Below are 18782 nucleotides of genomic sequence, written 5' to 3'. Positions count from 1 at the left end.
ACAGAGGTGAAAAAAATGTCAGTTCGCAGAAATGATCCGTGTCCATGTGGGAGCGGAAAGAAATATAAAAATTGCTGTCTAAAAGAAAACAACATCGTTGCCATCCGGGAACTCCGTGAGCAGCGGCTTGCCCAGGCAAAAAGCCAGCTTACGCAAACCATTACCGAATTCGTAAATAAAAAAATAAACGAGTCGGAAGAGCAACGCTTGCGGCACGCATTCAAGGGAAATATTATAGAGTGGGTAGAGAGCAGCGATGCCGATCGCTTCTTCTCTTTCTGGCTCATCCATCTTCACCGTTTTGAAAATGGGCTGCGGGGGATTGAGTGGTTCTGGGAAGAAAAACGTTCCGCACTGGCGTCAGATCAGCAGCAGATTCTAGAGAACTGGCTAGCTATCCATCCGCGTATTATTCAAATTGTAGAGAAGTCGGAACAAGGGATAATGGTAGAAGATCTCATCACGTATGAGCGATTTGCTATGCCTTATGCTGAGACACTTCAGTACGCGATACCATGGGCAGCCAGCCTCGTCATGATGGAACGAAGCACGGAGGAAGACACCTATAATATGCATGGGGTCTATGCCTGGTTATCCCCTGAGTCCGTTCAGCGGGCAATTTCGGAAGTGAAAAAATCAATGGCGGATAATCATGCCTCCTATGAAAGAATCATGATTGATCAATATGTAGAATTGTTCAGGCTAATTTTACACGATAATCAATCGATTCCCCTTGCCTTGCCTGCTGCCCACGGAGTGGAGCTTATATATGATGTCCTGAACGCGGATGAGGCATTGACGTATCTGCTGGGTCAGCCGTCTATTCTTGCGGGCGATATAAGGGAGCAAACCCACACGTTTACCGTAGCAGGGGAATGGTACCAGTATACAGACAGCCTGATGAGCGGGCTGATATACATCACGCCTTTGCGCGCGTCGCTTGAGTTAGCAGGAAGCATCCTTACTGCGCATGTCATTGATAAGCAGTACACAGCAGAAGTGAAAGAACTGCTGGCGTCTGCCCCGGCGCTTGTTTTTCATGAAGAAAAACCCGGAGCGGAAGGTGAACTTACATACAGTATGTTTGCAACGGCTCAAGATAAAAACACACCTGTATTCGCTGGTTTTGCCCAGAATCAACTTCGCCTTAAAGATGCACTGCAGAGGCCGCTGGAACAGTTCGGCAACGAGTCACCTGCAGCCCTGCTGAAAGCGGGAAGGATAAAGGAAGTCGAGGGATGGGCCAATATGGCTGAGTATGCCAGCTTCATGGCGCAAGTTAGAAGGACAGGGTCCTATTTCCCTAACTTTATCGACGACTTCAACCCGTTCCGGGAATCGCTGGGAGTCAAGAGCCCGTTCACTGCGGGCATAGACAGGGCGACCGCGCTGGAACCTTGTGCGAATCCGTTTAACAGAAGTGAATCAGCGGGCAGTGCTGACAATAACAGCGAGGCCAGCCTGGATGCAGGTACGCCGGTGGAAGCAGAGTGGCCGCTTGGCATTACACCTCAGCAAAGTAAAGCTTTCTACGCGAACGATATCGTCGCCTTCTTTACCGAAAAGACAGAAGGAAAATCTTCGTCCACTTTAAAAAAATACGAAAAACATCTTGGAATACTGGTGAGCTATCTGCAGGGTGTGGGGGAACAGGCCCCCGACTGGAGTGTTTACAGTGAATCATTCTGGTCGGGTATGGTGAAATATGCAGCCGATGATTTAAGCCCGGCGCAATTAAAGGTTTTTGTTTCGGTGATATCAGCTTTTGCGAAATGGCTCGATAAGCGCAATGGTACAGAACTTCAGGCACGGGTGGATACCGCATCGGATGCACTCAAAGTAAAATAAGGAAACAAGAGGGTATCCAAATTTGGCTAAAAAGGAGATTCGCATGTTTCGGTTATTTATTGTTCTTGGCAGTTTAAATATGTTCTTATCGGTTGCACTCGGTGCGTTTGGAGCCCATGGACTGAAGGGGAAAATATCGGCTGATATGCTCGCCGTATATGAGACGGGCGTCCATTACCACATGATCCATGCCATCGCACTGCTGATCATTGCCTTTATTGGGGAAAAATTTATTGGAACATCCCTGCCAGCCTGGTCAGGCTGGCTGATGCAGATTGGCATTATTCTTTTCTCCGGGAGCTTATATGCGCTGAGCATAAGCGGGATTCGAATTTTAGGGGCGATCACGCCCATTGGCGGTGTTGCTTTTTTAGCCGGGTGGGTCCTGCTTGTGATCGCTGCAATTAAGGGATAAAATATACTGCAAAACCTCGCGAGGCTGAACCCGTGAGGTTTTTTAGTGCGCCCGGCATGGGCATTATCTATAGGGTTCAAGTCCCGAATGGTGAAGGCAGTAGTAACCATAGCTTAAGGCAAGGGTGTCGACCGTGAGGTCGAATCTGAAGGAAGCCGGCGGCAAACCTCCGGTCTGAGGAACACGAACCTCATATAAGGCTAACATTCGTTGGATGAGTCTGCTAAACAAGACGAAGTCCATACTGCCGAAGGCGAATGAGAGTAAATGAGGCAGATAGATGGAGGGGAAGATAATGTTCTTACCCGGGGAGATCTGTCTGACATGCCGAGTTCCCTTGGCAACCTTATCCGTGAGGATAAGCTGAACAGACAGAAGTCAGCAGAAGCCATAGTACATGGGTTGTGACGACAAACCATGGAAGGGCTGAACATTATGGAGAATGAAAGACAAGGCGTTCGAAGACACGCGATGAAGGCAGACAATCCGAAAGGACTTATCTGAAGGAAGAAGTGGTGAATCCACGGGGAACTTCAGAAGGGCGGAGTGTGCGTTCGGCACAAATTGGGCCTTTCATTCACGCAAGGAGTATACGTTATGATTGAACAATTGCTGTCACGGAACAATCTCTTACTTGCCCTAAAGCAAGTGGAACGGAATAAAGGAAGTCATGGCGTGGACGGTATGTCAGTTAAACTCCTACGAGCACATATTAAGGAACACTGGCATGACATTCGTCGTTCCATCGAGATGGGCTCCTATAAACCGAGCCCAGTCCGTCGGGTCGAAATCCCGAAACCGAACGGCGGCGTGAGGCAGTTAGGCATCCCTACCGTGACCGACCGTTTCATTCAACAGGCACTTGCGCAAGTATTGACGCCTCTCTTTGACCCTGGCTTTTCTGACCATAGTTATGGATTCCGCCCTGCAAGGCGTGGACATGATGCCGTAAGGAAAGCGAAGCGCTACATGCAGCAGGGATATAGGTGGGTGGTCGACATGGATCTGGAGAAATTTAGCGATATTAATTTAGAGTGGCCCTCGCCTATTTAAGTTAATTAACGTTTATTATCTATGTTTTTCTAATTAAATCGCAGTATTTCAGAATTACGTACCCGTTCGGGCACCGTAAGGTGCTTGAAAACAAGTTACTGGTTTACCGCATAAGCCTATGACAGTACGCATTTTACGCATCGGATGGCGTTGAGAAAGTTGTTTTAAGTCTGTAATGGTGATGTGTAGATAAATTTGAGTCGTATTTAGGCTCTTATGGCCTAATAATTTTTGAATGGCCACTAAATGAGCGCCTTCTTGCAAAAGGTGAGTAGCACATGTATGTCGCAATTTATGGGGAGTGACTTTCTTATCGATACCAGCTCGTGCCGCATATTTCTTAACCATAAACTGAATAGCTCGAGAAGTTAGCGCACCTCCCTTTTTGCTGACAAAGAGCTCAGAAATAGTGCTAGTTCTAGAAGTGAGGTAATCCTTAATGACGTCTTCAACGATTGAATCCAGTGGTACATATCGGATTGACCCCCGTTTTTTGGACAATTCTCCTCTTTTCTCGAGTTTTCTTTGCTTTTCATTTTGGCATTTTATTGCCACCGCACCATTGGCCATTGACAGTGAGCCTCTGAAAAATCGAGTGGGGTCTTCAAGCCCGGTGCCTCTAATAATTCTTTTGAAGCCCTTACGACGCACCGGAAGGTGCGAGTGTACTCGATTTTCTTCTCACTGTAAACGGTTCGCTACGCCCAACAGTTCTGGATCCTCTCATACCCTGATTGCTTTCTTCGGTTGCAACCCGCTTTCCAGGTGACGTCTGTGAAACTCCTCAGGTGTCAAGTAATGTAAGCTGGAATGAATCCTGCGCTGATTATAAAATTGCATGTATTCAACGACAGTCTCATATGCTTGCGCATATGTTTCAAACTCCTGCTGGGACAAGCGGTCTTCCTCTAACCACCGATGAAAGGATTCAATATGTGCATTCATATTCGGAGTGCGAGGTGGAATTCTTTCATGTTCCAACTTCCATTCCTTGCAAGACTCCCCAAAACGATGACTCACAAATTGTGGCCCGTTATCCGAGCGAATCACTGGCTTTTCTTCGGCTTTCCATTGTTTTCTTTGCATCAATGCTTGTTGCAACGCCTGGACCGCATGTTTCGCTTCACACCGCAATCCGATATGATAGCCAACAATTTGTCGATCAAATACATCCAGATAGGAGAGAATATAGAAAAATCGGTCTTCTCCTGCAATATACCCGTATTTGATGTCGACCTCCCAGAGCTGATTGGGTGCCGTAATATCTCGGTTGCGTGCCAGTTTCCGTGGGTGTTTGCTTTTTATCACGCGTTGTGGTTTCAGTATTTGGAGTTCTTTGCATAGACGATAGACCCGTTTTTTGTTAATGACCAATTGATGCTCGTTTCGTAGCCAATGGGTTAATTTCACGTAGCCATAGGCGGATTCATCACTTGCGATTGCTTCCATGATCCATTCTTTTGTCTGCTCATCCGAAACTTTTTTGCCCGATGTCGTCAGACAGTATCCAGGTAGTGGTCGTCCAGCCCCGGATTTCGTTTTCTCTGCTTTCTCGGATTTTGGCTGTATTGAATTATAGTACGTGGATCTTGCTACCCCCACAATGCGTAATACCAGAGATACTTGATACCCGGCTTTGATCCATTTGTCTGCAACTTCTAGTTTTTCAGCAAGTGAGGGTTTTTCTTTTTTACTAAATCACGAAGAACGGCTATTTCTAAGTCTTTTTCACCCAATAACTTCTTTAACTGGTCGTTTTCTTGCTCAATCTGCTCATGTTCCTGCACCAGTTGTTGATGCTCCATATCGGTGACACGGGTGGGACGTCCTTTGGTTGGCGGAACAGCACCTTGCTCTTTATATTCACGAACCCAACGTCCAATTACATTAGATCCCACATCATGCTTTCTCGCAACAATTGAGATATTCCCTGTTTCTAAGCACTCTTGAATGACTTGCATTTTAAATTCTGCAGAAAACTTTCTTCGTACCATGAAAATCCCTCCTGATATTTATTATCTTTAGATCAAGAGGTTTTGTCCATATTAATTACGGGGCTTAAGAGATATCGCTCCCGTCCCCCCTTTCCTTGAATCAGAATTCGTTTCTCTTCCCAATGGACATTACGTAGCTGGAGGGAGCAGATTTCACTTACTCGTAGTCCAACTGAGTAGATCAAAGTAAGGATTGCCCGGTCACGGCGGCCTAAAATAGTTGTGGTGTCTGGTTGGGTGAGTATCTGTTGAATTTCTTTGTTTTCTAAGACCACTGGAAGTCGTTCCGGTGTATCGAGAAGTTTCGGCCATTTTTTTCGTTCATCTTGTTTAGGAGTTATTATCTCCATAAGAATGAGATAGTCGATAAATGCTGAAAGGGTGGCCAATTTACGTTGCACAGCAGAAGAACCATTCTTACGGTCAACACGAAGGTAGCGGATATAATCCACAACCATTTTAGCTTTGGAGGGATTGTCCATTTGTGGGTAGTCATTTCTACAAAATGTTTGCCAAACTTTCATATCGATGGCGTAGGCATCGGCGGTTTTAGGACGACAACCTCGAACAAATTGGGTATAGTCGAGAAATTCTCTAAGAATGGCTTCATTATTCATGCTTTTTCTCTCCTGACACGGGTGGAATATTTCTGCGAAGTAGGCTAACGGCTTTTCTGATATCCTCGAAATCGGCGTGAGCATAGGGGGTGGTTTCTTTTAATGACTTATGTCCAAGTGCTTTAGCTATGACTTCTACTCTTCCACCTCGTTGGATAAGATGAGCCGTAAAAGTATGACGAATGGTATGAGGGCTAACAGGCTTTTCAATATGAGCAGCTTCGGAATATTTTCGTATACGCCTTGTTATGGTCCATGGTTTAATACGAGTTCCTTTTTGATTCAATAGGAAAGGGCCCGATTTGGCTTTGCGATAGAGCCCAACATACTTTTTTAAGTCGCCAATAGCTGCTTTAGGAATAGCTGTTTGACGATCACCTGATTTTCCTTCTCGTACATGAATCCAGCCTTCTTTTAGGTCCACATCTTCGATGTTTAGAGCACTCAGTTCTCCGACACGGAGCCCTGTTGCATAGAGTACCAAAAGAGTAATAAAGTCCGTAAAACCTTGGTTAGTTGAGCGATCAGGTGCAGAAAGTATACGTAGCATCTCTTCTTCCGTTAAATAGGTTTGTTCTTTCGGTTGTTTGGGTACCATTTTAAGTGCCTCCATCGGATTTTCAGTTCTCCAGCCACGGTCTATGGCGTAAGCCATAAATGAGCGAAGGTGGGATAGATTTTTGTCTATCGTACAAGGAGAGATTCCGGCTTGTCTACGAGCACTAAGCCAGCGAATGATGTCTACGGCACGTAACACCTCAATTCCTTTCTCCAGACAATGTGGACAGCCTACGGCAAATCGAGTAAGACTAAAACGAAATTCCTTTAACGTACCCTTCGAATATTTCTTCATACCCTCTGCAGTTCGAAGGAATTCTTGAATTTGTTCTGCTAATTTTCCTGTAAGAGGTTCAGCTATGGGAGTCATCGTATATTTTCGACGTAGTGGTTTATTTTGGCTAGATACGTTAACAATTTCCAACTTGGGTTTTGATGAACAAGACATTTCGTTGATAGGGTGTGACTCCAGTGTTGCTTCTATCTCTGGGTTTTGAATCCGAGTATAATGAAGGGTTGTTGTCAGTCGTTTATGGCCTAACCAGTCTTTGATTTGTACGATATTGCCTCCTTGTTGATACAGATGACTTGCACAAATATGGCGTAGTTGATGGGGGCGAAGGGATTTTTCCCACATCTCATGATATTTCCTAAAGGTAGCACCTATTAAGTTGTTGTCCATCGCTTCTTTCCGCCAGGTTAAGAATAGCGGTGCGTTAGGTTCAAGATCATTACGCGTAGCTAAATAAATCTGAAGTAATTCTAATATCTCATTAACGACGGGAACTCGCCGTTCTTTTCGCCCTTTTCCTTCTCGAATGATGAGAACTTGTTCTTCCCATAGAATATCTGTGATCTGTAAGTTTGCTGCTTCTCCAGCTCGAATGCCGGAGGCATACAAAAGAGCAAATAAGGCCAGATTACGCTTTCGGATAGGGTCGAATTGACGACGGCTCAAACAACTGTCGATTTGCCTTTTTAATTCCTTTAGGCAATCTTGAATTTCCTCTATTGAAGCGATCTCAGGTAAGGATTGATAAAGATCTAGATTCGTATACCTTAGATGACGAGCAGGATTTTCTAAACGTAATTCTTGCTGCACTAAATAATTAAAAAAAGAACGAAGTTGACTAATGATTACATTTCGGTATCCAAGAGATTTACTTTCTGTACGTTCAATACAGTAGTTCTCCAGGTGAACGTGGTGTTACCCTGAATAAGTGGACTGTTTCTTAGACACTTCGTATAATCATCAATGAAGTGTGAAAGAGGGAGATTACCATGGCAAGAAAACAGTATGATATGAACTTTAAACAAATGATTGTGGAGCTAAATCAGAACGGGCAGACAACGGCTTCACTTTCCCGCGAATATGGCATAACCGAGTCTATGATTTACAAGTGGAAGAAGCAATTGACACCTACGGTGCAAGCAGACGGTTCAACGATGAATCCTACTGACGTTAAACGACTTCAAAAGCGAATTGATGAGTTGAAAATGGAAAATGAAATCTTAAAAAAGGCAGTCGCCATATTCGCCAGTCCACCCAATTCCATCAAGTAAAGCTGATTGTTGATTCTTTCAGGGGGACGTACTCTATTACACAAGTACTTCGCGTCCTGGGGATAGCTAAATCGAGCTATTATGCGGCGTTTAAACGCTCAGAGAGCAAACGATCCCAACAAAATAAAGAACTCTTGACCATGATTAGACAAATCTGGTTCGACTCAAGAAAGCTTTATGGGGCTCCAAAGATTCACGCTGAACTTCGGAAAAAGAGTAAGCGTGTTGGGATCAAACGTGTGCAACGCATCATGAAAGAGAACGGAATAAGGTCCATTGTTCAAAAGAAATACAGACCAGCTCATGGTGCTGCTTGCTCGAAAGAGCAACCTGAACGCCTCAATTTAGTGAACCAAAATTTCGATGTACGAACAGTTGGCAATGTCGTGTTTACCGATATCACCTACATCTACACCAAACGAGACCGTTGGGTCTACTTAGCCTCATTCTATGATGCGAAAACGAAGCGAATCGTGGGATGGAATATGAGCCGCACCATTGATACAGCACTTGTACTCGAAGCGTATAACCGTATGAAGGTGCAGCTATCTTCTACTAAGAATCTCATTATCCATAGCGATCAAGGCGTTCAATATACATCAACTGCATATATCGAAGCCTTAAAAAACGACGGCTACCGTGCCTCTTATTCACGAAAGGCCTACCCCTATGATAATGCGTGCATCGAATCCTTCCACTCTGTTCTAAAAAAAGAATTGGTGTATCGTATGCAATTTAACGATTTTGAGGACGCACATCTTCGCATCTTTCAGTACATAGAAGGCTGGTATAATAACCAACGAATCCACAGCGCCTTGGGCTATCGAACACCAAACGAATATGCCAAGCTGTTAGCTCAACAAAAGGTGTCTTAAAATCGGTCCATGATATTGACGTAACATCAAACGAGTTGAACGTTTTGAAAGTTGATGGATAAGTTCTCCAGATATTGAGCTAGCTTTTTGAGTTCCCGCCAAGTAGCTTTCACCACTTTTGGCGTATATCCTCGAATAATGGTTTGATATTCTCGATAATCCTCGATGATAGATTCCATAAGATGTGTACCTCTCTGAAGTTAGTTTACAAGATCTCACGATCTTGTCTAGGGATGATCCTATGGGTCTATCTTATATCGCTAAAGAGAAATTCTTCGACAAAGTGAAACATGATCGGTTGATGAGGAAGGTAGCGGAGAAAGTAGAAGAGGATAAAACAGTTCTTCTCTTGATTCGTCGATTTCTTCAAGCGGGTGTCATGATACATGGAGTTGTCAGAGATTCGGAAGAGGGCACGCCGCAAGGTGGTCCACTAAGTCCGTTGCTTTCCAACATCGTATTAGATGAACTGGATAAGGAACTGGAGAAGCGAGGACACAAGTTTGTCCGCTATGCAGACGACTGTAATATTTACGTTCGTACACGTAAAGCGGGAGAACGGGTGAAAGCATCGGTGACCAACTTTATTGAAGAAACACTCAAGCTTAAAGTGAATCAGGAAAAGAGTGCGGTAGACCGTCCATGGAAACGCAAATTTCTAGGATTTAGCTTTACCTTCCATGTCAATCCGAAAGTCCGCATCGCTCCCCAATCTCTGAAAAGAGTTAAACAGAAAATCCGCGCGATCACGTCCCGGAAGAGTCCGATGGCTATCGATGATAGAATTGAGGAACTCAATCAATATCTCATGGGATGGTTGGGATACTTTGCGCTGGCAGATACGCCAAGTGTTTTCAAAAGTCTTGATATGTGGATTCGCAGACGATTGCGGATGTGCCTATGGAAACAGTGGAAACTTCCCCGTACAAAAGTAAAAAGGCTTATCGCTTTAGGTGTTCCTAAAGCAAAAGCCTTCGAGTGGGGTAATTCCCGCAAGGGATACTGGCGTATTTCCAACAGTCCTGTCCTGGATCGAACGTTGAATAATCGATTCTTCGAATCGCTTCAGCTTAAGAGTCTGGCAGAACGATATGACTCGTTGCGGAGTACATAATGAACCGCCGTATACCGAACGGTACGTACGGTGGTGTGAGAGGTCGGGGGTTAATCACCCCCTCCTACTCGATTGTTCGGAACATCCGTAAAACGGCGTTAACCTGGCCGCCGATAATAATGATCATCCCGGAGAAATAAAACCAGATCATCAGGATGATCACTCCGCCCAGGCTTCCATAAGTCAGCGTATAGTTGCTGAAATTGTTCACGTAAAACGAGAATCCCACCGATACAGCAATCCAGCCAAGCGCTGCAAGTACTGCGCCCGGGAGAACCTCCCTAATCGTTGTTTTTGTATTTGGCCCCAAATAATAGAGAACCCCAAATATAAGTATGAGAAACACTAAACTGAACACCCACCGAATGATGTTCCATACAAGAATAACAAAAGGTGGGATGATGAAGTGAGTCGTCGCAAATATTTCGATGGTTTTTCCGAAAACGGGCAACAGCAGTGTAATCACTATTGCTATTACCATGCCAATGGTGAACAGCAGAGCCATGCCGCGCGACACCCAGAAGGATCGCTCATGTTTGACGTGGTATGCCTTATCCAGCGCAATCAGAATCGCCTCAATCGCGCTTGAGGCTGACCAGAGGGTTCCAATAAGCGCAAGAACGAGCAGCCAACCTCGCCTGGCATTGAGGAACATATGGAGATTGGCTTCCAGTAACTGTGTAACTTTTTCGGGAGCGAACTTATCGACGAAGGCCAGCGTACTCTCGGTGGAAATGGGCAGGTAACCAATCAGGGTAAAGGCAAAGATAAAAAAGGGAAAAATGGATAACAAAAAGTAGTAAGCAAGCTGGGCTGACAAGCTTGTTACATCCACTTCAATAAAACGTTTATACATTTCATATAAAAATGAGAAAAAGCGACTTTTTTTCCTTGTTTCGAGCATAATGAACTCTCCAGCATTCAGGATACTTATCCTTATCTTACCATAGTGAGGAGCCAGCTTTTTTACTATTGTGTGTCGGACTGTCCTTATTAATTATTTTCCGTATTTATGGCTTGCGTGCATGTTGTGTTAGAATGGCAGAAGTTTAGGATTAAAGAGAAATGGAGTTGAACAGCTTGATTAAGGTTTACTTAGTGCAAAACCGCAGAAAGCGGATTGAACAGGGGCACCCCTGGATTTATCAAAGCGAAGTGGAGCGGATTGAAGGGGAATTCAATCCGGGAGATGTAGTGGATGTGGTAAACCATCAAGGCCATTTTTTGGCGCGGGGTTATATAAATCCGGCATCTCAGATGATTGTCCGTGTGCTGACTTTTAATGAAGAAGTGCAAGTGAACGAGCAGTTGTTTAAGGATCGAATTCTGGATGCCTGGAATTTTAGACAGCGTTTTCTGCCGGGTGTAAGGTCATGCAGGGTTATGTATGGTGAAGCGGACTTTCTGCCGGGGATTGTGGTTGATAAGTTCGAGGACGTGCTTGTCGTTCAAATTCTTTCATTGGGGATGGAGATTCGTAAAGATTGGATCTTGCAGGCTCTGCTCGATGTATTCTCCCCGCGGGCCATATACCTGCGCAACGATGTCCATGTACGTGAGCTGGAAGGACTTGAACAGGAAAAGGGATTCTGGTACGGGCAGTCAGAGACCGAGATAGAAATAGAGGAAAACGGCCTTAAGCTTGTGGTTGACATAGAAAATGGCCAGAAGACGGGCTATTTCTTTGACCAGCGCGAGAACCGTTCAGCCATTGCGCCTTTAATGAAAGGCTGGGGAGGTGTGCATGGTATTCGGCTGCAGAACATTGAAGACGATAACGGGGAGAGTACGGTCAAGCCGGTAGACAAGCGCGGCAAACCGGTGAAAAATCCTTTCTGGGATGGCGCGGAAGTTTTGGATTGTTTCACGCACACGGGGTCATTTACGCTGAATGCATGTAAACACGGGGCAAAAAAGGTGACAACGCTCGACATCTCTGAACTCGCGATTGAAACCGCCAAACGCAATGTTCAGTTAAACGGTTTTCTGCACCGCGTCAACTTCGTGGTAGCTAATGCGTTCGACTATTTGCGGGATGCCGTCAAGGAAGAGAAGCTGTGGGATGTGGTGATCCTGGACCCGCCGGCGTTTGCCAAATCACGTGGCGCAGTAAAAAGTGCGCTGCGTGGCTACAAAGATATCAACCTCAATGGATTGAAGCTGGTCCGCGATGGAGGCTTTCTTGTGACAGCCAGCTGTTCCTACCATGTCGATCCGCAGGCTTTTCAAGAGATGGTAAGGGAAGCGGCGAGGGATGCGAAGAAAATGATTCGGCTTGTGCATTGGAGCGGAGCGGGAATTGACCACCCGCAGATTGCAGGCGTAGACGAGGGCCACTATTTGAAGTTTGGCATCTATGAAGTGCGCAGCAGAGGATAGAAAAATATCACGTCTACATGCGCGTGACCACGGTAAAAGACGACAAGCCAGAGGCCTGTCGTCTTTTTTTTCAATTCGGTGTTTGTTCAGCTGCAACTGGCTCAGGCAAAGCATGCTTGTTTCGCTTGCCACCGGGAAGCGATGATATGAGGACGCCAAGCAGGATACATCCGCCCCCTGCAAAAAAGGATAAGCCGAGGTGTTCACCGAGCATAAGCCAGCCTAGGAAGGCCCCAACAAGCGGTTGTAGGAAGAAAAATACGGAACCTGCCCCCGCTTCAACCATCTGCATGCCTTTATTCCACAAATAAAAGGCACCCGCTGTCGACACGATCCCGATATACAGAACAGACAGCCATACAGATGGAAGCCCAAGACCGCTCACAGGTAGATAGCACCACTCCACCAGCATGGCTGGCGTGGTGAAAATCCACGCCCAGAAAATCGCGTAGGCGGTTACAACCAGCGGCGGATATTGGTCAGATGCTTTTTTAGCAAGTACCGATAACAGCCCCCAGGTAACTGCTGCACCGATGAGAGCAGCATTTCCCAGGATGGCTTTGGCATTCATGCCGCTTCCCTCCCATCCGACAACGATCACGACTCCAGCTGATGCAAGCAGCACAGACAGGACTTTCTTCAAAGTCAGCGCTTCACCCAGCATAAAGTAGGCGAAGATGACGATAAATACGGGGCTGGCTGAAGTAAGAATCGCACCCATATGGGCTGTGGAGAGCCAGGTGCCGATAAACTGCAGGCCAACCGATAAGAAGTAGCCAGTAAATCCAATCGAAATAAACATAGGTCTGTCTGCTCTGGTGGGCCTGGGCAGTCCCTGCTTCTCCGCCAGGATGTAAAGCACAATAAACCCAACCAGATAGCGTAGCCACAAGAGGGTAAAAGGTGGAATGTGATCGAGGGCGAGCTTGCTTACCACATACATGCCGCCCCATATGCTTGCCGCTATCCCCAGTGCCAGGCAGCCGAAAATTAACTTTCTCTTTTGTGTATTCATATGTTAATACCTCCGTTCGATTGTTTGTGCAGGAACGGGGGTATAGGCCCCGTTCTAGTAACGGAAGCCGGGTACATCATATTCAAACCGTATCGGTCTCATGTATGGTTCCTCCTCTTGGCTATCATTTGATCCTATTGTACCGTTTTGTTTAAACCCATGTAAATCATTTTCAGAATACTCCATCTTCCAACAGCATTTGTTTTTATGTGCTCGCTTTCTACAAAACGGGCCGAAGAAGTGTGTGAATTGTCGGACGATTTATATTCCCTTACTCTACTGGCGTGTCCTATACTAAATTTAACAAAAGGCGAACGAGGGGGATTTAACGATGAATCAATCATGGGAGATGCAGGTATTTACTTACTACCAGAATGGAATTTTACGTTTTATACAGCTGGGGAACTACCTGAAGGAGAAAGGATTCAGACCGATTGAAGCGATCAGAATGGTGTTTCGTTTTATAAATAAATACGCCGAAAACCACACGGCAAGCAGGAAAAATGACATGCCATTTGAACCATTACCGCAGCGGGCTATGCAGGCTTTTACGATAAAGAACAAGATGAGAAAAGGAAGCAGGTCTTTGCAGATATTCCAGTCCTATATTCATACGGGGTAGGTAGATGGCCAATGGGAAGCTTGGGTGGCGAGTTGTTTTTCGGTTCAACGTGTTATAATGAGAGGAGGATGAAACCAAAAGAGGAAAGGCTGTTACAATGAATCCAATTTTACAGGTTACACATGTTACGGGAGGCTATCAGCGAAACAGACCCATTATCCATGATGTTACCTTTCGCGTGATGCCGGGTGAAATGGTGGGACTGATAGGGCTCAACGGAGCCGGTAAAAGCACAACGATAAAACATATATTAGGACTTCTAGAACCTGTTGAAGGTTCTATTCTTGTTAATGGCAAAACGCTGCTGGAAGAGCCGCAGGCGTACAGGGCTTCCTCTACGTATGTGCCCGAAGCGCCGCTCGTGTACGATGATCTCACCTTGTGGGAGCATTTGGAACTTACAGCTATGGCCTATAATATACAGAGGGCGGACTTTGAAGAGCGAGCTGCTAGATTGCTCGATGAATTCAATATGAGAGAGAACCGCGACTTGTTTCCGCGCCATATGTCCAAGGGCATGCGGCAGAAAATGATGATTATGAGTGCTTTTCTCGTGCAGCCGCCCCTGTATATCATTGACGAACCATTTGTAGGACTGGATCCGGTTGGCATCCGCTCGCTGCTCGAGTTAATGGTTAAGGTAAAAAACACCGGCGCCGGAATTCTTATGAGTTCACATATTTTATCCACAGTAGAACGCTACTGCGATCGCTATATTGTTTTGCAGAAAGGGAGGATGATTGCTTCAGGTACGCTGGCAGAACTGCGCACACAAGCTGGAATGCCGGGTGCGAGCTTGGATGACATCTTCTACGAAATGACAAAGGATGGAGCCCCCAGATGAGTGTGCAACAACTTTGGAAACAGCGGGCCGCATCGTTCTGGGGTGAAGCGCTTCAATATTCCCGTTACATTGGAAACAGTGGCACGATAACCTTTCTTGTGTTTGCTTTTATCGCAGGGGCGTATTATTACAGCGTGTTTATCAGATGGCTGCCGCAGGCGTATCCAGTTGAATGGGGCATGGCGGCTGTTTTTGCGTTCGGGCTTTCGTTTGGCAGCGTTCGCACTTTTTTAAAGGAAGCGGATACCGTTTATCTCCTTCCACTGGAGTGGAAAATGGGCGCATACTTTCGTCTGTCCATCCGGTATAGCTTTATCCTGCAGGCGCTGTACCTATTTGGCCTGCTGCTGGTTGTCTGGCCGCTTTACCGACACAGAATGGCTGATCATGCATGGCCGTTTATTGCGCTTCTGTTATACCTTCTATTTCTAAAGGCGGGCAACCTGCTGGCCTCCTGGCAGGAGCAGCGTTTGAGGGAGCAGGGGATGCGCAGGCTGCATTTTCTGGTGCGGCTTGCCGCTAACTATGCGGTAGCAGCCGTGCTTTTCTCCCGGGGAATTGGTACAGAAATAGCAATCCTCACGCTCGTTTATTTTGGCGGAGGCTGGGCGTATTACCGTTTGCTTGAGAGGAAATATATCAACTGGCAGCAGTTGCTGGCGGCAGAGGGTAAAGCAAAATCCAGGTTTTACTTTTTTATAAACTGGTTTGTGGATGTGCCGGGTATCGAAACAAGGGTTAACAGGCGTCCCATTCTTTCATCCCTTGCCGGGCGTACACCTTTCATGCAGAAAAACACGTATGCTTTCCTATACGGAAAGGCTTTTGTTCGCTCTGACCTGCCCGGTATGCTTTTTAGATTAGCGGTTGTCGCGATATTGCTTATATGGCTGGTCCGAAATCCATGGGGCAAGGTTCTGGTGTATGCGATCTTTTTATACGCGAGCGCCATCCAGCTTGCTACGATTCGCCAGCTCCACCGATATGTATTCTGGCACCACGTCTATCCGCTTCCGCAGGGCTTGCGGGAAGAAGCACTTGTACGGATCGTTTACCGTGTCCTCCTGGTTGTCGCGGGAGTGCTGTTTGTGCCAGTAGCTTTAATGGCTGGAAACCTTTTGCCAGCAGCAGCCGCGGCGGCGATCGGTGTGGCCATATCGTACCTTTACAGCCACAGCGTGTTTTTGCGTGGCCTGAAGCAAACCAGCCTATGACCTGCACCCTAGCCACCCTGCCGGGGTTGTCGCATTTACGCCGTTCTGATCAGCATGTATGATAGTACTAATTCGCAAAAAGCGGTGTACAAAAGGAATGAGTTTATGATGATGCAACCCCAGCAGCTAAACAGGTTTGAGAGAAAGAAGCAGGCAACCCGGAACAGGATTAGGGAATGTGCTGTACAAGTCTTTTTAGAGAAAGGCTACAGCAATACAACGGTACAGGATATTATGGAGCGGGCTGATTTAGGCTATGGAACCTTTTATAAGCATTATAAAAACAGGCAAGATGTTTTGGTTGAGCTGACATCCGAAGTGCTTGAGCAGATTACGGTGAACTATACGAAACCGCCTAAAACTGAACAGGATATTTACCGGCGCACGCTGCACAGCATCCGCAATGTTATGCGTTCCTGTTATTTATATCGTGAAATTTTTTTGGTGCTTCAATCGGTGCGCAGCAATGATGAAGAACTGAGGCAATTGCGTGATTCGATTTATGGGGAGCTTTTTATACGGCTTAGGAATGATATTTCCTGGAGTATGGAAAAAGGATTATGCCGGGATGTGCGGCTAGCGACGGCCCTTGCTGCACTGGAGGGCATGATCCATGGCGTGATTAACTACATTATCGAAAACAGCGGCTTAACGATTGAGGATATCGATCAAATAGCGGAAGACACCGCTCTTCTTTTTAAAGAAGCGATCTTCACTACATCTGTAATGCCTGAGAAGAAGTGACAAACACTTCTTTACTGTCATGAATTTTTTAAATATTGCCAAATCGTAAGGAATTTCTTTATAATAAAGATACAGTAAAGTCATAAGTGACAATGTTATCACTGTATAGTGTTTATAAAGGAGGCTTTTCTTTGGTGGAAAAAGGCTTGCAAACAACGCCCGGCGGAGGTTTTATTGTTCGAGGTAGCGCGCCTGAGGAAGTATTCACACCTGAAGAATTTACAGAAGAGCATCAGATGATTGCGAAAACAACTAACGATTTCATTGACAATCACGTCTTGCCTAACATCGATAAATTAGAGAACCACGATTTTTCCTTGCTGGTTACGCTGCTGCGCAAGGCCGGTGATCTCGGCCTGCTGGGGCACAGCGTACCTGAGCAATATGGAGGCTCAGGACTTGATAAAATCAGTGCCGCCGTGGTGTATGAAAAACTTGGCCGAAGCGGCGGGTACAGTGTGGCTCACGCCAACCATACCGCGATTGGAACGCTCCCCATTACATACTTTGGCACGCCTGAACAGAAGGCGAAGTATCTGGCGGATCATGCCATCGGCGCGCGGCTTGGCGCTTACTGTTTAACAGAGCCGTCAGCCGGCTCAGATGCCCTTTCCGGGAAAACAAAAGCGGTTTTGAACGAAGAAGGAACCCACTATATTTTAAATGGAAACAAGCTTTTCATTACGAACGCTGGGTTTGCCGATACGTTTATTGTTTATGCGCAGGTGGATGGAGATAAATTCACCGCGTTCCTGGTGGATCGTGGGACTCCAGGCCTCATTATCGGACCGGAAGAGCAGAAGATGGGGATTAATAGCTCGTCTACTTGTCCAGTTATTTTCGAGGACTGCGCAGTGCCGGTGGAGAATGTGCTTGGTGAAATCGGCCGAGGGCATGTTATTGCGCTAAATGTATTGAATCTCGGCAGATTTAACCTGGGAACCGCGGGGTTAGGCGGTTCTAAGGAAGCGCTTTCTCGTGCTCTTAAATATGGCAGGGAGCGCAAGCAGTTTGGCAGGGAGCTGACGGCGTTTCCGGCTACACAGGAGAAGATTGCAAGGTTAGCGGCGCGCATTTATGCACTGGAATCGCTTCAGTACCGCACGGCTAATCTGCTCGAGCAGGCGCTTCGTGATCTGTATGAAGAGAAGCCGGACACCGGAAAACGCTTTGCAAAGCAATCCATGGAATATGCAATCGAATGCTCCATCTGCAAAGTATTCGGTTCAGAAACGCTCGACGAAGTGGTAGATGAATCCCTGCAGATTCATGGCGGCTATGGATTTATTAAAGAGTATCCGATTGAGAGGATGTACCGCGATTCGCGGATCAACCGCATTTTTGAAGGGACAAATGAAATCAACCGTCTGCTGATACCGGGCATGCTGTTCCGCCGCGGGGCACTGGGCACTCTAGCGCTTGAACAAGCGGTGAAGCAGGCATTTAGCGAAATCACCCGCGAGCCACAAGTGCCGCAGCAACCGGTGGGAAGAGAGCGGGGAATAACAGACAGCATCCGCAGGGTACTTCTCTACAGTGCAGGGTTGGCCTATGAGAAGTATGGCAGCTCGCTGGAGGAAGAACAGGAAATACTGATGAAACTGGCTGATCTGGCCATCTGGCTTTATGCGCTGGAAAGTGCGGTTCTTCGCACCATGAAAGCGGTGGAGAACAATGGGGCCGAAAGAGAGTGGCTTAAGATTGAATTTGCAAAGGAATTCGCCGATCAGGCGGCCTCGAACGCGGAAGCGGCTGCGCGCAGTCTGGTGAGCAGTCTGAGTAAGGAAGAACAAGTGTTAGCTAACGTTGAAAGCGTTTACCGCCAATTTGCTACGTTTGCCCGCACTGGAAGTATAGAAGGAAGACGAAAAATTGCCAGAGCTCTTGTTGCTCAGGTACATAATCTATGAGGTCAAGGAGAGAGGAT

Annotated in this window: 19 protein-coding genes and 2 pseudogenes; 13 read left to right on the top strand and 8 right to left on the bottom strand. The window is 46.4% G+C overall.

Going from position 1 to position 18782, the window contains the following annotated elements; all coding sequences use genetic code 11:
- The first annotated feature begins 15 nt into the window (after positions 1–15).
- The 4 genes and pseudogenes from PP175_RS24595 to PP175_RS24580 form a co-directional block, all read left to right on the top strand.
- Positions 16–1848 carry an SEC-C domain-containing protein gene (locus tag PP175_RS24595; protein WP_272440811.1) on the top strand — a complete coding sequence of 611 codons (1833 nt, stop codon included), beginning with the start codon at positions 16–18 and terminating at the stop codon, positions 1846–1848.
- A gap of 43 nt (positions 1849–1891) precedes the next feature.
- Positions 1892–2263, top strand: coding sequence for a DUF423 domain-containing protein (locus PP175_RS24590; protein WP_272440810.1), 372 nt, complete (start codon positions 1892–1894; stop codon positions 2261–2263).
- A 267-nt stretch (positions 2264–2530) separates the two neighbouring features.
- Positions 2531–2671, top strand: a complete 141-nt coding sequence (locus PP175_RS24585) for a hypothetical protein (protein ID WP_272439345.1) — start codon at positions 2531–2533, stop codon at positions 2669–2671.
- Between the two features lie 189 nt (positions 2672–2860).
- Positions 2861–3286, top strand: a pseudogene (locus tag PP175_RS24580) (reverse transcriptase domain-containing protein); the annotation flags it as partial.
- Between the two features lie 84 nt (positions 3287–3370).
- Here the strand turns inward: PP175_RS24580 and PP175_RS24575 are convergent.
- From PP175_RS24575 to PP175_RS24555, 5 genes are all read right to left on the bottom strand, one after another.
- Positions 3371–3817 (bottom strand): tyrosine-type recombinase/integrase, encoded by a 447-nt coding sequence (locus tag PP175_RS24575; RefSeq protein ID WP_442870404.1) that lies wholly within the window; start codon positions 3815–3817, stop codon positions 3371–3373.
- A gap of 222 nt (positions 3818–4039) precedes the next feature.
- Positions 4040–4933 (bottom strand): IS3 family transposase, encoded by an 894-nt coding sequence (locus PP175_RS24570; protein WP_272443366.1) that lies wholly within the window; start codon positions 4931–4933, stop codon positions 4040–4042.
- 41 nt (positions 4934–4974) lie between these two features.
- Positions 4975–5310: a transposase gene (locus PP175_RS24565; RefSeq protein WP_272440808.1), complete on the bottom strand. Its 336-nt coding sequence runs from the start codon at positions 5308–5310 to the stop codon at positions 4975–4977.
- A 32-nt stretch (positions 5311–5342) separates the two neighbouring features.
- Positions 5343–5927, bottom strand: coding sequence for a tyrosine-type recombinase/integrase (locus PP175_RS24560; protein ID WP_272440807.1), 585 nt, complete (start codon positions 5925–5927; stop codon positions 5343–5345).
- Positions 5920–7587: a tyrosine-type recombinase/integrase gene (locus PP175_RS24555; RefSeq protein ID WP_272440806.1), complete on the bottom strand. Its 1668-nt coding sequence runs from the start codon at positions 7585–7587 to the stop codon at positions 5920–5922. Before PP175_RS24555 ends, PP175_RS24560 begins: the two co-directional genes overlap by 8 nt.
- Positions 7588–7766: 179 nt before the next feature.
- Here PP175_RS24555 and PP175_RS24550 point away from each other — a divergent pair, with 179 nt between their 5' ends.
- Together PP175_RS24550 and PP175_RS24545 are read left to right on the top strand one after the other, a co-directional pair.
- A complete protein-coding gene (locus tag PP175_RS24550; RefSeq protein WP_272439342.1) occupies positions 7767–8048 on the top strand; it encodes a transposase in 282 nt (93 codons plus the stop codon).
- Positions 8018–8923, top strand: a complete 906-nt coding sequence (locus PP175_RS24545) for an IS3 family transposase (RefSeq protein WP_334314215.1) — start codon at positions 8018–8020, stop codon at positions 8921–8923. The genes PP175_RS24550 and PP175_RS24545 overlap by 31 nt, the downstream gene beginning before the upstream one ends.
- A 26-nt stretch (positions 8924–8949) precedes the next feature.
- Here the strand turns inward: PP175_RS24545 and PP175_RS24540 are convergent, their stop codons facing one another.
- Positions 8950–9102, bottom strand: a complete 153-nt coding sequence (locus PP175_RS24540) for a hypothetical protein (protein WP_272440805.1) — start codon at positions 9100–9102, stop codon at positions 8950–8952.
- An 86-nt stretch (positions 9103–9188) separates the two neighbouring features.
- On the opposite strand from PP175_RS24540, the pseudogene PP175_RS24535 reads away from it, so the two are divergent.
- Positions 9189–10037 (top strand): annotated as a pseudogene (locus PP175_RS24535) (reverse transcriptase domain-containing protein); the annotation flags it as partial.
- Between the two features lie 64 nt (positions 10038–10101).
- Here the strand turns inward: PP175_RS24535 and PP175_RS24530 are convergent.
- On the bottom strand, positions 10102–10941 hold the full coding sequence (locus tag PP175_RS24530; protein ID WP_272440804.1) for a YihY/virulence factor BrkB family protein: 840 nt from the start codon (positions 10939–10941) through the stop codon (positions 10102–10104).
- A gap of 176 nt (positions 10942–11117) precedes the next feature.
- On the opposite strand from PP175_RS24530, the gene PP175_RS24525 reads away from it, so the two are divergent.
- Complete coding sequence (locus tag PP175_RS24525; RefSeq protein ID WP_272443365.1) at positions 11118–12416, top strand: class I SAM-dependent rRNA methyltransferase; 1299 nt, start codon at positions 11118–11120, stop codon at positions 12414–12416.
- A gap of 70 nt (positions 12417–12486) precedes the next feature.
- On the opposite strand, the gene PP175_RS24520 is transcribed toward PP175_RS24525, so the two are convergent.
- Entirely contained in the window at positions 12487–13431 is a 945-nt protein-coding gene (locus PP175_RS24520) for a DMT family transporter (protein WP_272440803.1), read from the bottom strand.
- A 331-nt stretch (positions 13432–13762) separates the two neighbouring features.
- Here PP175_RS24520 and PP175_RS24515 point away from each other — a divergent pair, with 331 nt between their 5' ends.
- The 5 genes from PP175_RS24515 to PP175_RS24495 all read left to right on the top strand — a co-directional run bounded on the left by PP175_RS24515 (position 13763) and on the right by PP175_RS24495 (position 18765).
- A complete protein-coding gene (locus PP175_RS24515; RefSeq protein ID WP_272440802.1) occupies positions 13763–14053 on the top strand; it encodes a hypothetical protein in 291 nt (96 codons plus the stop codon).
- Between the two features lie 97 nt (positions 14054–14150).
- On the top strand, positions 14151–14897 hold the full coding sequence (locus PP175_RS24510; RefSeq protein WP_272440801.1) for an ABC transporter ATP-binding protein: 747 nt from the start codon (positions 14151–14153) through the stop codon (positions 14895–14897).
- Complete coding sequence (locus PP175_RS24505; protein WP_272440800.1) at positions 14894–16111, top strand: ABC transporter permease; 1218 nt, start codon at positions 14894–14896, stop codon at positions 16109–16111. Before PP175_RS24510 ends, PP175_RS24505 begins: the two co-directional genes overlap by 4 nt.
- 105 nt (positions 16112–16216) lie before the next feature.
- On the top strand, positions 16217–16855 hold the full coding sequence (locus tag PP175_RS24500) for a TetR/AcrR family transcriptional regulator (RefSeq protein ID WP_272440799.1): 639 nt from the start codon (positions 16217–16219) through the stop codon (positions 16853–16855).
- 134 nt (positions 16856–16989) lie between these two features.
- The gene (locus tag PP175_RS24495) at positions 16990–18765 is read left to right on the top strand and encodes an acyl-CoA dehydrogenase family protein (protein WP_272440798.1); all 1776 of its coding nucleotides are present in this window, start codon (positions 16990–16992) and stop codon (positions 18763–18765) included.
- Positions 18766–18782 lie beyond the last annotated feature (17 nt).

This window comes from Aneurinibacillus sp. Ricciae_BoGa-3 (assembly GCF_028421645.1).
In the GTDB taxonomy this organism is placed as follows: Bacteria; Bacillota; Bacilli; order Aneurinibacillales; family Aneurinibacillaceae; genus Aneurinibacillus_B.
Note: the sequence above shows the minus strand (reverse complement) of the source record. Positions and strands in the feature narration are given on the sequence as shown.